This is a genomic window from Candidatus Pelagibacter sp. PS_11 (assembly GCF_059417975.1).
The window spans coordinates 422,012-437,282 of sequence record NZ_CM182075.1; the positions used below are offsets into that span (position 1 = coordinate 422,012).

At 31.5% G+C, this 15,271-nt stretch carries 10 protein-coding genes; 7 read left to right on the forward strand and 3 right to left on the reverse strand.

The window, feature by feature from the left end; all coding sequences use genetic code 11:
* Positions 1-295 precede the first annotated feature (295 nt).
* From AC5SLT_RS02260 to AC5SLT_RS02280, 5 genes are all read left to right on the forward strand, one after another.
* A complete protein-coding gene (locus AC5SLT_RS02260) occupies positions 296-5,434 on the forward strand; it encodes a beta strand repeat-containing protein (RefSeq protein ID WP_494592350.1) in 5,139 nt (1,712 codons plus the stop codon).
* 7 nt (positions 5,435-5,441) lie between these two features.
* Entirely contained in the window at positions 5,442-7,163 is a 1,722-nt protein-coding gene (locus AC5SLT_RS02265; RefSeq protein WP_494592352.1) for a ShlB/FhaC/HecB family hemolysin secretion/activation protein, read from the forward strand.
* Positions 7,163-7,708 (forward strand): invasion associated locus B family protein, encoded by a 546-nt coding sequence (locus AC5SLT_RS02270; RefSeq protein WP_494592354.1) that lies wholly within the window; start codon positions 7,163-7,165, stop codon positions 7,706-7,708. Before AC5SLT_RS02265 ends, AC5SLT_RS02270 begins: the two co-directional genes overlap by 1 nt.
* A gap of 44 nt (positions 7,709-7,752) precedes the next feature.
* Positions 7,753-7,938: a hypothetical protein gene (locus AC5SLT_RS02275; RefSeq protein ID WP_271564929.1), complete on the forward strand. Its 186-nt coding sequence runs from the start codon at positions 7,753-7,755 to the stop codon at positions 7,936-7,938.
* 92 nt (positions 7,939-8,030) lie between these two features.
* Positions 8,031-8,936: an aminotransferase class IV gene (locus AC5SLT_RS02280; RefSeq protein ID WP_494592356.1), complete on the forward strand. Its 906-nt coding sequence runs from the start codon at positions 8,031-8,033 to the stop codon at positions 8,934-8,936.
* Between the two features lie 260 nt (positions 8,937-9,196).
* On the opposite strand, the gene AC5SLT_RS02285 is transcribed toward AC5SLT_RS02280, so the two are convergent.
* Genes AC5SLT_RS02285 through AC5SLT_RS02295 form a run of 3 tightly spaced genes read right to left on the reverse strand, consistent with a single transcriptional unit; the run spans position 9,197 to position 12,095 of the window.
* On the reverse strand, positions 9,197-10,339 hold the full coding sequence (locus AC5SLT_RS02285) for a glycine cleavage T C-terminal barrel domain-containing protein (RefSeq protein WP_494592357.1): 1,143 nt from the start codon (positions 10,337-10,339) through the stop codon (positions 9,197-9,199).
* A 36-nt stretch (positions 10,340-10,375) separates the two neighbouring features.
* Positions 10,376-10,657 carry a hypothetical protein gene (locus AC5SLT_RS02290; protein ID WP_494592359.1) on the reverse strand — a complete coding sequence of 94 codons (282 nt, stop codon included), beginning with the start codon at positions 10,655-10,657 and terminating at the stop codon, positions 10,376-10,378.
* On the reverse strand, positions 10,641-12,095 hold the full coding sequence (locus AC5SLT_RS02295) for a phosphomannomutase/phosphoglucomutase (protein WP_494592361.1): 1,455 nt from the start codon (positions 12,093-12,095) through the stop codon (positions 10,641-10,643). The genes AC5SLT_RS02290 and AC5SLT_RS02295 overlap by 17 nt, the downstream gene beginning before the upstream one ends.
* 157 nt (positions 12,096-12,252) lie before the next feature.
* Between AC5SLT_RS02295 and AC5SLT_RS02300 the strand changes: the two genes are divergently transcribed.
* Complete coding sequence (locus AC5SLT_RS02300) at positions 12,253-14,190, forward strand: ribonucleoside-diphosphate reductase subunit alpha (protein WP_494592363.1); 1,938 nt, start codon at positions 12,253-12,255, stop codon at positions 14,188-14,190.
* Positions 14,181-15,209, forward strand: a complete 1,029-nt coding sequence (locus tag AC5SLT_RS02305) for a ribonucleotide-diphosphate reductase subunit beta (RefSeq protein WP_494592365.1) — start codon at positions 14,181-14,183, stop codon at positions 15,207-15,209. Before AC5SLT_RS02300 ends, AC5SLT_RS02305 begins: the two co-directional genes overlap by 10 nt.
* Positions 15,210-15,271 lie beyond the last annotated feature (62 nt).

Sequence of the window (15,271 nt, forward strand, 5' to 3'; positions counted from 1 at the left end):
TGTTAAAGGTAGCTTTTGTTACCACCTCAAGTTGATTTATTAATCATCACAAACTAAACGATAAGTTTTTATTAAACTTATTTCCGTGAAATTTTTCTTAAATTGCATCATTTGGTAAATTAATTTAAAATATTATTAGTAATCTTAATAAAATTCAAAAAAAAATGAAACAAACTGCAATTATGTCATATTGGTTAAGTGCTACAACCAAGTGCACATCTATGGGCTTAGGAAATCAAAAAGGTTGGTTTTCAAATTTAAACCATGCCCCACCCAAAATACAAGTTAAGAAAATATGAAACGACTAAAAAGTTTTTTAACTTGGTTATTTATCTATCTCCTTAGTATTGGAAATCCATACACCTATTCATTTGCCGATATTGCAGCAACAACACTTCCAACTGGTGGAAATGTAATTAGTGGAAACGTAACAATTTCAATACCAGAAGTTGGAAAGATGGATGTAAATCAAACATCTAATCAAGGAATAGTGAATTGGGATACTTTTAATGTAGGTTCAAGTGCATCAGTACATTTTAATCAACCAACCTCAAGATCAAGTATTTTAAATAATGTATTAAGTGGTCAATCAATCATCAATGGATCTATTTTTTCTAATGGTCGTCTAATTTTAGTAAACCCAACTGGAATTTTAACTGGACCTACGTCTGCAATTAGATCTGAGGGTGCAATTTTATCAACTTTAAATTTAACTAATCAAAATTATTTAAATAGCACTTATAACTTTTCAACTAACAATAATTCAACTTTAATAAACGAAGGTAACATAGAGGGTGAGTATGTTGCTTTGCTTTCTCCAATAATTACTAATAAAGGAACTATTAATACAAATGTTGCAACAAGCCTTGCTGCTGGAGATAATCTAAAATTAAGTATAAGTGATAGCAATCTTTTAACGGTATCAGTCAATCCTTCAAAAATAAAATCTTCAATTAATAACGAAGGAAATATTAAATCTCAAAATGGAATTGTGACTTTAAAAACAGATATTGCTCAATCTGTCGTTGATCAAGTAATTAAAATTGAAAATGCTAAATCAGATGGTTTAATATCAGAGAATGGAATTGTTAAATTAGTTACTAATACTGGAGCAATTACAGCCAAAGATATTAAAATTGATGCAGGTTCAAATGGTGCTTCAACAATTTCAGGTACATTAAATTCTAACTCTGACACTTCAAATAGTGGCTCAGTAGAAGTAACTGCTAAAGAAATTGATATCAATGTTGCAACAATATCTGCTGATGGTAAAACAGGGGGAGGAAAAGTTTTAATTGGTGGAGATTGGCAAGGTTCAGGTGATTTACTTCAAGCAACATATCTAAATATTGATTCAAATTCTAAAATCACAGCAAACGCCTTAACAAGTGGATCAGGTGGAACAATTGTAGCATGGTCTGATATAAAAAATTCAAATTCACTCACAACAGTAAGCGGAACATTAGAAGCTAAAGGTATCGATGGCAGTGGTGGTCAAATTGAAACTTCTGGAGCAGATCTTGATATTAATGGAATTAGAGTTAATACCAGTTCTGTTAGCGGAAGTTATGGAAATTGGTTAGTTGATCCAACTGATTTAACAATCGGATCATCAGAAGCCTCTACTTATGCCTCTAACTTAGCAAGTACGGATGTAACGTTAACAGCAGATAACACAATCACTTTAAATAATAATATTTCTTACTCAGGATCTAGAAATTCTACTCTAACATTTGATGCTACAACCACAGTTTTGAATGCAAATATTACATCCTCAAATGGAACCTTATCTATTGATATAAATACAATTTTAGAAATTGGAGCAACCGATACGACATTTACCACAAACGGAGGTAATGTAGATATTAGTGGTGTTATTCGAGCTGTCTCAGGAGAAAATAGTAATAATTTTACAATTAATGCTGGTACGGGAAATGTCACTTTTTCATCTAATGTAGTTAAACAAGTAGGTGATTATTCTGCAGGATTTGCTCAAGGTAATTTTACATCAATAAGTGATTTAGATTTTAGTGGTACTTTCTTGAACGCGATTAACCTAGCTGGAACAGCAACCACTATAGGAGATGTGACATTTCAAGATGGTCGCACATCTAATAATACCTCAAATGCTAATGAGTCTTTTCAATATCAAATTACTTCTTGGGGTAGTGTATTAAATTACGGAAATTCGGGTTTAAGTAATTTAATGAAAGGAATTAGATACTCTAATGGAGTGAGTCTTTCTCCTTATGTCCAATTTACAAATGCTACAGTTGGCCAAAAATATAAGATTCAAGCTTTGTTTAAAGAAAGAGGCTATAATAGATATTTTGATGTTTATGTAGATGGAACAAAAATTGTAGATGACTTCAAACCACGAGATGCTGGAGGTGATAATTCTGCTAGCGCAAAATATTTAACCTATCAATTTGAAGCAGCGTCAACAAATGTAATGTTCAGATTATCAGGAAGAACTGCTGAAAATAGTGGAGGCAAATTACATAACAATGACATAAATCCCATTTTGAATGCAATATCAATTGAAGCAGTAGATGCAGGTGCCGCAATAAACAATTTATCTATAACTGCAAATCAGTTTAGCGCTCAAGCTATAGAAGTTGGAGGAGATCTGACAGTAACAAACTCTGGTGGCTCAACTATTTCAGGAGTGATTAGTGGAGATACTGCTTTAGTTAAAGCTGGAACTTCAAGTTTAACCACATCAGCAAATAATACCTATACAGGAGGCACAACAGTTAGCGCGGGTACATTATTTGGTGGCGCCGCAAGTAGGTCGAATGATGTTTTTGGAACAGGATCAATCTCAGTTGCAAGTGGTGCAACGCTTTGGATTGATCGAAGTGATGATGGTGCTTTAACTAATGCACTAACTTTAAATGGCGGAACACTTCGTGGAACAAATGGTTTTGGTCAGTATTGGGATGGAAATATTACTTTAGGAGCACACTCAACTATCAAAGCTGATAATAATTTAATTATTGATGGAGTAATTAGTGGAAGCAGTAAAAATTTAACTAAAACTGGAAATGGTAATTTACTTTTAAGAGGAAATAATACTTACACAGGCAGCACTACTATTTCGGCAGGAACACTTACATTAAGTGGCTCAGGAAATTTAGGCGCTGGTTCATATGCTGGAGCAATTGCAAATAGTGGAACATTTAAATTTGATACAAGTGCAAATTTAATTTCAACTGGTGTAATTTCAGGTTCTGGAGCAGTAAACGTATCAGGCGCAGGAATTTTTGAACCAACTGCTACGAACACTTATACAGGAGGAACAATTATTGATGGAGGTAAAATTGCAGCTAAGACAGATAGAAACTTTGGTGCCAACCCTTCATCGGATGACCCGGATAACATTCTATTAAGGAACACTGGAACTATTTATTTTGGATCAGTTAATTCAAGCAACTCTCTAGCCCATGTTAACTTTGGATATAATAATAATAGAGGGATTTATTTAGAGTCAGGACAACATAATTTTATTGATGGTAGCGGAGGCAATGGAAGAAATAAAATTTATTCTGTTATCAGTGGAGTAGGTGGCGTTACTTATGGAAAAACTGGTAACAAAACAATGACAATCTATTCAGCTAATACTTATACGGGAGATACAAGATTTAATTACACAACAGGCTCAAATAATGGAGTTCATATTGCAAATGCTGATGCATGGAAATATTCAACTGTTTATCTTAACAGTACAAGAACAGATGTTAGAAAAGGTTGGTCAGTAGTTTCTGGAGGTTCAATTAATTTTGGTGGTCTTGCAGGTGATGCTACAAATTGGAGATGGCAAAATAAAAAAGTAACATTTGGTTTTAATAATCAAGATACCACTTTTTCTGGATCTATTTCTCAATACAATAACAGTGGATATGATTTAGTAAAAGTTGGAACTGGAACAACAACTTTTTCAAACACAAACACTAATGCTAACCAAGATGAAAATAATGGAATTGATATTCAAGCAGGTAAAGTTAAATTAGCAGGAAATTGGGGAAGAAGTAACGACTCTAATGGGAATTTTAAAATTGCAACTGGCGCAACTTTAGAAATTGACTCATCTATAAGCAATACATTTGATGGAGTGTTATCAGGGACTGGTACATTAATTCTTGGTGGAACTGGTACACAAGATTTTGCGGGAAATAATACATTTACAGGTACAATCAATATTGCTGATGGTGGAATAAAAGCTTCTCACGTAAATGCTTTAGGGGCAACTCCAGTAATAATTTCCTCTGGTGGTAGAATTTCAACGGCTTCAAGCATTACTTTATCTTCATTAACTGTTACAGGTAATGTTCAATTAGATTCCGGCATTACAACGACTGGCGCACAGATTTATAACAACAATGTTGTGGTAAAAGCGGGTTCAAGAGCAACTGCAGCTGAAATTTCAACTACAAATTCAAATATTAGCTTTAAAGGAACTTTAAAAGGAGAAGGTAATGCTAAAGCTAGATCTCTTAACATTGATGCAGGTACAGGAAATGTTTTATTTGGAGATAGAGTTGGTTACGCTTTTAATGATGAAGTTGTAAACATTAATAATACAGCAGATAGTTTTTATAAATTAGAGGTAGATGCTAATGAAATTACCATCAAAGGCGATGTAATGACTTACGAAGAGCAAATTTATAATGGTGATGTATTAATTGGAAGTACTGCAACGAATGGCACCACTAGAACATTTTTATCAATGGATCCTAAAGTTGAATTCAATGGCACAGTAAATGATACCGTTAAAGGAAAACATACTTTAATTGCTAAAGCCATTGAAATTGATCGAGGTGCAAATTCTATACCTGTGGTAAATTTTAATTCAACAGTTGGAAGAAGCACTGCACTTGCTGGCTATAATGGTCTTACTGGTTATCAAGTGATTAACAGAAATTATGGAACCATTAATAACTCTGTTCCAGTTGGAACTAAAAAAGGATTAGGACAAACTATGGGTCCTGTTACAAGTTCAAATGATATAGCAAAAAAAGCTGAGAAAGGAGCAAATCAAATTACAAAAATATTAAGAAATTCTTTTTTAGATACTTTTAAAAATATTTCATTTTCAGGAAATACATCAATAGGTTTTAAAAAATCGGTTGAAATTGTTTATGGAGATAGTTCTGATTTTGGAAAAGATATAAATCCTAAGCCAAGAAATAATACTCAAGGATTTTTTAACAATTTCGAAGGCGCAAGAAATAATTTAGCTACGATAAAATCAAACACATCTAGTAAAAATGATTTTTCAAATGATAATTTTAATAAAGCACCAAGGGACATTAAAGAATTATTTTTAAAAGGACCTGGTGGAAAAATAAAAGCTAGTTTTTTAAATCCAAATACAAGCAAAGAAAATCCTGATTTAGGAGCATGTGAAGTGGATCAAACTTTAAGCTGTTAAACAGATTATGTTTAATTTTTCTTTAAAAGTTTTATTTTTAATTTTAGTTACAGGCTCTTTACATGCTGAAACTATTCCAACAGTAGATGATCTTAATAAAGAACTTCCACAATTACCTCAACAACAAGAGGAACAAACTTTAATTGAGCCCAAAACTAATATTGAGCAAGATAATCAAGATCAGCTTTTAAAAATTTTAGTTACAGATATTTTATTTGATGGAAATATTAAATATTCAAGTGATGAATTAAAAAAAAGTATAGAAAATTTTATTTCTCAAGAACTTAACTATGATGATTTACTTAATGTAACCAACATTATATCAAATTATTATAGAACAAGAGGTTTTCTAGCTACAGCCTATTTACCAGAACAAAACATTAATGAAGGAATAATAATTATTAAGATTGTAGAGGGTAAATTAGGTAAAATTATAATTGACACAGGATCATCTGAAATAAATCTATCAAATAAAAAAATTGAAAAATTTATTAATAACAAATTAGAAAAAGAATCTGTTTTAAACATAGGTCAGTTAGACAAAAATATTAGACAAATTAATAGTTTATATGGAATAAATGCTATAGCTGAACTTCAAGAAGGAGAAAACTTTGGTGAAACAGATATTAAAATTCAAATATTTAATACACCAATGTTTTCAGGATCTACAATCACAAATAATCATGGATCCAGATCATCAGGAACTGGAAGATTATCAAACTCAATTAATATAGACGGTCTTTTTAATCTTGGAGAACGATTTATTTTTTCTAGCACAATGACGGGAGATGTCTTGAATGAAGACCAGTATGAAAAATCTAATTACTATGCCTTAAGTGCAATTTTTCCATTGGGTCATAATGGTCTCCAGGCAACATTTAGAACATCAAAAATGGAATATAAATTGTCTGATCCATTTGATTCAACCAAACCATCTGGTTATTCAACCGAATATAATTTTTCTTTAAGTAAAAAATTAATTGAAACTTTAAGATTTAATCTAAATTCCTCTTTATCACTTTCAAGAAACGACTATGTCAATAATCTCAATACTGGAAATAATAGTGATAAAGACACCACAAAAGCTCTGCTAAATGTGGGGTTTGATAAAACAGACAATGCATTTGGTGGGGGTGTAAATTTTGGTTCCATATCTTTTTCTTTGGGAGATGTTGATTTAACAGATAATCAAACAAATTTTGAAACAGATCAAACCACCACTGATACCAATGGAAGAAATTTAAAGAGTAATTTGATTTTAAATAGATTGCAAAATTTAAATCAAAAAACAAATTTATTAATTAAATTTAATGGTCAATATTCAGCAGATAATCTTGATGGGTCTGATCAATTTTCACTTGGTGGAGTTAATGGTGTTAGAGCATATCCATCCAGTGAGGCATCTGGTGATTTAGGCTTTATTACAAACTTAGAGCTTAAGAGAAATTTTGATAAATTTGAAGGCACACTTTTTTATGATTATGGAAAAATAAAACTTCATAAACATCTTTATGAAAATTGGAATTCAACAAATCCAAAGTTAAAAAATAATTATATCTTAAGAGGATGGGGTTTTGCTTTAGATGCTACAATATTTAAAGATATTAATTTTAATGCTACCTATGCTTTTACAATTGGTAATAATTCAGGATCAGATACAGAAACCAAAGATGTAGATGGACTTACAAAAGGAAATCGTGCATATTTTAGTTTAACAAAAAATTATTAATGAAAATTATACATCTTTTTATTTTTTTACTTGTTTCAACTTTAGTAGTAGCTGAAGAATTACCACCAAAAGTAATCACCCAACAATATGAAAATTGGACATATCAATGTATAGAAAGTACTGATAAAAAAAATTGTGAAGTTTCACAATCAGTTAGAATTCAAAATTCTAATATTAATTTTTCAATTATTTATTCAAAATTTACTAATTCAAAAAACCAACTGAATAAAATAATTACAATAATTTCACCACTAGGAATAGATTTGCAAAGTAATTTACAATTAAAATTTGATGATAACGAAATAATAGAGTTAAAATGGGCTAATTGTGAGAGTTTTGGATGTTTAGTTTTATTAAAAACAGATACTGAAATAAAAGATGAGCAGACTCAATATGATAAGGTTTATGAAAGTTTAATAAAAAGTCAAAAACTACTAATGTCCGTTAAAGGTTTTTCTAATAAACAAGTAATTAATATTGACACAAACCTTGCTGGTTTTTCCAAAGCTTCGAAACAACTAGATCTGGTTAAACTTATTAATTAAAGACAGATTTAATATTTAAGAAAATTTATGATAAAAACTAATTTATGAATGTATTTATAATTTTATCAGTATTGGTAATTGTTGTTGGGGTTATTTTACTAGTTGCATCACCATCTGCGTTATTTACTTTAAATTGGAAAGAAAAGTCAGGAAAAGACAAATTTCTAATGTTCTTATTTTATGGTATTTTGGTTTATATAATAAATATCATTTTTTGGATTATTAAATAACAATATTAACCATTCTCAAGATCTCTTTATCCTTATTTAGTGTTAGCTAATTCCATCACCTAGACACTTGATTTGAATATTGGTAGGGTTGGATGGTGAGTGATATTTTTCCAAAAGGATCGGCATGGATGAACAGTGAGTTCATTCAACTTTCTGAAGCTAAAATTCCTATTTTAGATTGGGGTTTTCTAAGATCTGATGCCACATATGATGTTGTTCATGTTTGGAAGGGTAGATTTTTTCAATTAGATAAACATATTGATCGTTTCTTTAAATCAACAGAAAAACTGAGAATGCCATGCAGACTTAGTCGTGAAGAAATAAAAAAAATATTAGCAGGCTGTGTTAAAAAAGCTGATCTTGAAGATTCTTATGTTGAAATGATACAAACAAGAGGAATGTCTCCAAACTTTGTTAGAGATCCTCGTAAAGCGACACCACGTTTTATGGCTTTTGCAGTACCCTTTGGTTGGATACTTAAGCCAGAAGATTTTGAAAAAGGATTAGATGTATATTTAACCGATATAACAAGAATTCCTCCAAGTTCAGTTGATCCAACTATTAAAAATTATCATTGGATGGATTTAGTCACCGGTATGCTTGATGCTTATGAGAGAGGACATCATACTGCTTTATTAGTAGATGAGGATAACAATATCTCTGAAGGCCCAGGCTTTAATATTTTCTCTGTTGATGAAAATGGAATTAATACCCCAGACCATGGAGTACTAGAAGGAATTACAAGACAAACCGTTATTGATTTAGCTAAAGAACTAAATATTAACGTTAATAAAAAATCTATAACGATTGAAATGTTAAAATCATCTAAAGAATTATTTGCAACCTCAACAGCAGGAGGGGTAATGCCAATAACAAAAGTAAGTGGGGAAAATATTAAACAAGGAACAGTAGGGGATATTACAAGAAAAATTCACAAACTCTATTGGGATAAGCATTCAGATCCTATGTGGAGTACATCTATAAACGATATATTATAAAAAATGAAAAAACTTTTAGGGATCGTCGTTTCGGTTTGTTTTGGTTTAGTGTCAGTTTTGCAGAAACAGTTGAAGAAAGATTATCGAAAATTGAAAAAAGATTAGACAAAATAGAGTAATCTTAAGAAGAAAAAATACGAATATTGCTAAAAATAAAGACGGTACATGAAGTTAACCGAGACTACCGTTAAGATAATAACCAGTAAGTAAAGGGATATATAATCTTTTGGAGTTAACATGCTTTATAAATACTCTTATTGTTATGAACTTGCGAGCTTCTTTTTAGGATCATAGAAAGGTTTTTCAGTAATTGTTGCTTTAATGATTTTGTCATTCATTTTAACATCAAGTATCGTTCCAATCTCTGAATTGTTAATTGAAACCATTGCAAGGGCAATGTTTTGTTTTAGTCTTGGTGAATAAACTGCAGAAGTTATTTTACCAACAACTTGATTGTCTTTTAAGATTTCCCAAAAGGTAGTGTTGGGGCCTGTTAAAGGATCACAATCTAAGATAACTCCAACTTGCTTTCTTTTAATACCATTCTTGTTTATTTTTTGTAAAGCATCTTTACCAACAAAGTTTATATCGGTGTCAAGATTAACAAGCCTTCCTAATCCTACTTCATAAGGGTTAGTGTTAATATCAGCATCTGCATGGTACGATAACATTCCACCTTCAATACGTCTAATCGATGATGTGTGACCTGGTTTTAATCCATGAGGTTTACCAGCTGCCATTATTTTTTCCCAAAGTTCATCACCCTTAGAGCCATCTCTTAAATATAATTCATAACCTAGTTCACTTGACCAACCGGTACGAGAAACTATTAAAGGAATGCCGTCTAAATCTAATTCTCTTAACCAATAATATTTAAGATCATTAATACTTTTACCAAATAAAGCTTCCATAATCTTTCCAGAGTTTGGACCTTGTAATTGAAGAGGGGAGACATCAGGTTCTGAAATTTTAACATCAAGGTTTGAGTTTACAGCAACACCTTGTGCCCATAATAAAATATCACTATCTGCAAGAGATAACCAATAATGGTTTTCTTTTAGTCTTAATAAAACTGGATCATTTAAAATTCCACCTTCATTATTTACAATTAAAACATATTTACATTGACCAACTGAAAGTTTTGATAAATCCCTTGGGGTTAACAGTTGAATAAATTTTGTAGCATCTGGTCCTGTAATCTCTACTTGTCGTTCAACTGCAACGTCACATAAAATTGCTTCATTAACTAAATTCCAAAAGTTTTGTTCAGGAGATCCAAAGTCACGAGGAATGTACATGTGATTATAAACTGAAAAGCCAGTTGCACCCCATTTAACCGTTGAGTTAAAATAAGGGGATTTCCTAATCTGCGTTCCAAAACCAAAGTTTTTCTTATCTTCCATCTTTAAAACCTATTAATTATTTAATTATTTGAAAAGTTAATTATTACCCTCGCACTCAATTGTCGCAAATGCAGTTAGTTGTTGAATCTCTTCAGGTGTTTTTTTAAACACTTCATCGATCTCTTTATCATTGAATTTCTCGCTTAATTTATCAACTGTACACTGGCAGTATATTTTAGCCCCATCTGCACCAATATATGCTTTAGAGTTAGTGTAACAACCAATATACAATTCCTTCTCATATTCAGGGCTTAGAGCATGACTTTTAGAGCTAAAAAGGAGAATAAAAATTAGTAAGTATTTATATCTTTTGATCATATTCACCAACTTTGCCAGTTTTTTGTAAAAGGTCATCAATAAAATCAAAGATCTTTTTCTTTCTCTCATCTGATGTTGGGCTTTCGGTTACAATAACCAATGATGGTTTATTTGATGAGGCTCTAATTAATCCCCATGAGCCATCTTTAAAAGAAAATCTGATGCCATTAACTGTTAAGACTTCACTAATCTCCTGATCATCAATTTTAGTTTTATTATCTTTAATTTTATTTACTTGCTTAACTAACTCTTCAACAACTTGATATTTCTCTTCATCTTTACAAAATGGAGCCATTGTTGGTGTTTGAAAAGTGTTAGGTAGTTCTTTTATAACCTCATTCATAGATTTATTTTCGTTATCTAATAAATGACACACTTGAATTGCAGAATTTATTCCATCATCATAACCAAATCCCAAAGGTTGGTTAAAGAAAAAGTGACCACTTTTTTCAAATCCAGCTAAAGCTTTTTCAGTATTAACTTTTCTTTTAATGTGTGAGTGACCTGTCTTCCAATAAACAGTTTCACAGTTATTCTCTTTTAAAACTTTATCAGTTGCGTACAATCCAGTTGATTTTACATCAACAATAAATTTAGAACCTTTATGATTTTTGGATAAATTTCTTGCAATTAATAATCCAATTTTATCTGAAAATATTTCGTCTCCAGTATTGTCGATTACACCAACTCTATCACCATCACCATCAAAACCAAATCCAATGTCAGCGTTATTATCTTTTACAGCCTTTGCTATTGCATGTAACATCTCTAAATCCTCTGGATTTGGATTATATTTTGGAAAAGTCCAATCAAGATCACAATCAAGCTCAATTACTTCACAACCAATACCTCTTAAAATTTCAGGAGCAAATATACCAGCAGTACCATTACCACATGCAACAACTGCTTTAATTTTCTTTTTGATTTTATTTTTATTTATTAAATCATTTTTATAAATTTGTTGAAAACCTTCTATTTGTTTTTCATTACCTTCACCTTTGATAAAGTTTTCATTTAAAGTAATTTCTTTTAATTCTTTCATCTCTTCTGGTGCATGGGTTAAACCTTTTTTGATACCCATTTTAACTCCAGTCCAACCATTTTCATTATGACTAGCAGTTACCATTGCAACAGCGTCTGCATCTAAATTAAATTGAGCAAAATATACAGTAGGGGATAAGGATAAACCTATGTCTTCAATATTACATCCTGTTGAAAGCAGTCCTTTTTTAAGAGCAGTTTTAATTTCTTCACTGTAAGATCTATAATCATGACCAACAATTACTCTTGGATTATTTTTTTTTGTATGTTTTATAATTTGAGTACCTAAACCTCTACCTAGATTCTCTATTCCGAGTTGGTTTATGTCTTTCTCATACAACCATCTTGCGTCATACTCTCTGAAGCCATAGGGGTCTATTTTTAAATTTGTTGTCATTGTTAACCTTTCTTACATTCATTTTATTTTTTTATTGATATTTTTTTTATATGTTCTATAAATGTTCTGTTGAATAATGATTTATATGGTGTATCAATGATTTTAACATACAACATGTAGTTGTTTTGTGAAAAATAACTAAAAAAAATATTAAAATATGAACAAAATACTATCACAGGCACTCAAGAAAGCTGTCTCCGAATATAGCCCAAATAATGGTGAGCTTTCAAAAAGTAAAGGTCCAGATTTATTTTCACTTAGTAATGATACAGAACTTTTTCAAAATGAAAAAGGTATAATTATTAAAATTGATAGAACAAGAGATTCTAAATTAACTGACTTTGGCAAAGCAACTTTAAAAGACAGATACTTAGGTCAAAACGAATCTTTTCAAGATTTATTTGCACGTGTAGCAAGTTCATATGCAGATGACAATTTACATGCACAAAGAATTTATAATTACATTAGTAATTTATGGTTCATGCCAGCAACTCCAGTTTTATCAAATGGTGGAACTAAAAGAGGTTTGCCAATTTCATGTTTTTTAAATGAAGCATCAGACAGCTTAAATGGAATACTTGATTTATGGAGTGAGAATGTTTGGTTAGCTGCTAAAGGTGGTGGGATTGGAAGTTACTGGGGTAACCTTAGATCCATTGGAGAAAAAATTGGTAAAGTTGGAAAGACATCAGGAATAATTCCTTTCATCAAAGTAATGGACTCGTTAACGATGGCGATTAGCCAAGGTTCATTAAGAAGAGGATCGGCTGCTTGTTATCTTCCAATTGATCATCCTGAAATTGAAGAGTTTATTGAAATGAGAAGACCTACAGGTGGTGATCCAAATAGAAAAGCTTTGAACCTTCATCATGGTGTTTTAGTATCAGATGCATTTATGAGAGCTGTTGAAACAGATGAACAGTGGGCATTAAAAAGTCCTGCAGATGGAACAGTACAACAAACTATCTCTGCAAGAAATTTATGGATTAGATTATTAACTGCAAGAATTGAAACAGGTGAACCTTATATTATCTATATCGATACAGTTAACAGACAAATTCCTCAACACCATAAGTTAGCAAATCTAACTGTTAAAACTTCTAACCTTTGTAGTGAGATAACTTTACCTACTGGAATAGATAAAAATGGAAGAGATAGAACTGCTGTATGTTGTTTATCATCTTTAAATTTAGAAAAGTATGATGAGTGGAAAGATGACAAAGTAATGATCAATGACGTTATGAGATTCTTAGATAATGTGTTGACTGATTTTATTGAAAGAGCTCCTGAGCAATTTGATGATGCAAAGTATTCTGCTGAAAAAGAAAGAAGTGTTGGCCTAGGTGTTATGGGTTTTCATTCTTATTTACAACAACACAGTATTCCACTTGAGTCAGTTATGAGTAAAGCTTGGAATAAAAAAATATTTAAACATATTCAAGAGCACGTAGATCAGGCCTCTAAAGATTTAGCAGATGAAAGAGGACCATGCCCAGATGCTGCTGACTATGGTTATAATGAAAGATTTTCTAACAAAACTGCTATTGCACCTACAGCTTCTATTTCTATTATCTGTGGTGGAGCATCTCCAGGAGTAGAACCCGTTGCAGCCAACAGTTACACGCACAAAACTCTTTCAGGGTCTTTTAATGTTAGAAATAGATATTTAGTTGAGTTATTGGAAAAACATGGAAAAAATACAGATGATGTTTGGTCTGAAATTACAACAAACCAAGGCTCTGTTTCTCATTTAGACTTTCTAACTGATTTAGAAAAAGATGTTTTCAAAACAGCATTTGAGCTAGATCAAAAATGGATTATTGAATTAAGTGGAGATAGAACACCATTTATATCTCAAGCACAATCAATTAACCTTTTTGTACCAGCAGATATTCATAAAAGAGAACTACATAAAATTCATTTTGATGCTTGGAAAAAAGGTTTAAAGAGCCTTTACTATTGCAGATCAAAATCAATTCAACGTGCAGAAAACGTTAACGATACTAAAGCAACAGATGTTACTGCGAACGTTTACAAATCAAAACCACAAACAGCTGAACAACCAGAATACGAGGAGTGCCTATCATGTCAGTAGAAAAAATGGATACTAAAATCATCCAACCACCAAAAGAAGAAATAGTTCAACCACAAAAAATGGGACTATTAGTTGAAAACCCAGTTTACAAACCATTTAGATATCCATGGTGTTATGATGCTTGGTTAACTCAGCAAAGAATTCACTGGCTACCAGAGGAAGTGCCACTTGGTGATGATGTTAGAGATTGGCAAAAAAATTTAACTCAGTCAGAAAAAAATTTATTAACACAAATTTTTAGATTTTTTACTCAAGCTGATGTTGAAGTACAAAATTGTTATTTAAGACATTATACAACTGTATTCAAACCTACAGAAGTTTTAATGATGATGACTGCTTTTGCTTCAATGGAAACAGTTCACATAGCTGCTTACTCTCATTTACTTGATACTATTGGAATGCCTGAGTCAGAATATTCTGCATTCATGAAATACAAAGAGATGAAAGATAAATATGATTACATGCAAAATTTTGACATGAGTTCAAAAAAAGATATTGCATTAACGGTAGCTGTATTTAGTGCGTTCACTGAAGGCTTACAATTATTTGCAAGTTTTGCAATCTTACTTAACTTCCCAAGACATAATAAAATGAAAGGGATGGGCCAAATTGTTACTTGGTCTGTAAGAGATGAAACGTTGCACTGTAACTCTATGATTAGACTGTTTAAAGAGTTCATTCATGAGAACCCAGAAATCTGGACTCCTGAATTAAAAGCAGAACTTTACAAAGCATGTAGAACAATCATTGAGCATGAGGATGCTTTCATTGATTTAGCTTTTGAAATGGGTCCTATGGAAGGTCTTACAGCGCAAGATGTAAAACTTTATATAAGATTTATTGCTAATAGAAGATTATCTCAGCTTGGATTAGAGCCAATTTATGATGTGGACAAAAACCCACTTACTTGGTTAGATTCTATGCTGAATGCAGTTGAACATATGAACTTCTTTGAAGGTCGTTCTACTGAATATTCTAAAGCAGCAACTCAAGGAACTTGGACAGAAGCTTTTAGTTAAGTCCGATTTTACCAAATTAAGATTTAAAGGGATGGTATTTACTGTCCCTTTTTTTTATCTGT

Bases quoted from the DNA above. Each gene is read 5' to 3' on its own strand.
- AC5SLT_RS02305 (WP_494592365.1), top strand. From the start codon at position 14,181: ATGTCAGTAGAAAAAATGGATACTAAAATCATCCAACCACCAAAAGAA.
- AC5SLT_RS02285 (WP_494592357.1), bottom strand. From the start codon at position 10,339: ATGGAAGATAAGAAAAACTTTGGTTTTGGAACGCAGATTAGGAAATCC.
- AC5SLT_RS02280 (WP_494592356.1), top strand. From the start codon at position 8,031: ATGGTGAGTGATATTTTTCCAAAAGGATCGGCATGGATGAACAGTGAG.
- AC5SLT_RS02290 (WP_494592359.1), bottom strand. From the start codon at position 10,657: ATGATCAAAAGATATAAATACTTACTAATTTTTATTCTCCTTTTTAGC.
- AC5SLT_RS02260 (WP_494592350.1), top strand. From the start codon at position 296: ATGAAACGACTAAAAAGTTTTTTAACTTGGTTATTTATCTATCTCCTT.
- AC5SLT_RS02275 (WP_271564929.1), top strand. From the start codon at position 7,753: ATGAATGTATTTATAATTTTATCAGTATTGGTAATTGTTGTTGGGGTT.
- AC5SLT_RS02300 (WP_494592363.1), top strand. From the start codon at position 12,253: ATGAACAAAATACTATCACAGGCACTCAAGAAAGCTGTCTCCGAATAT.
- AC5SLT_RS02270 (WP_494592354.1), top strand. From the start codon at position 7,163: ATGAAAATTATACATCTTTTTATTTTTTTACTTGTTTCAACTTTAGTA.
- AC5SLT_RS02295 (WP_494592361.1), bottom strand. From the start codon at position 12,095: ATGACAACAAATTTAAAAATAGACCCCTATGGCTTCAGAGAGTATGAC.
- AC5SLT_RS02265 (WP_494592352.1), top strand. From the start codon at position 5,442: ATGTTTAATTTTTCTTTAAAAGTTTTATTTTTAATTTTAGTTACAGGC.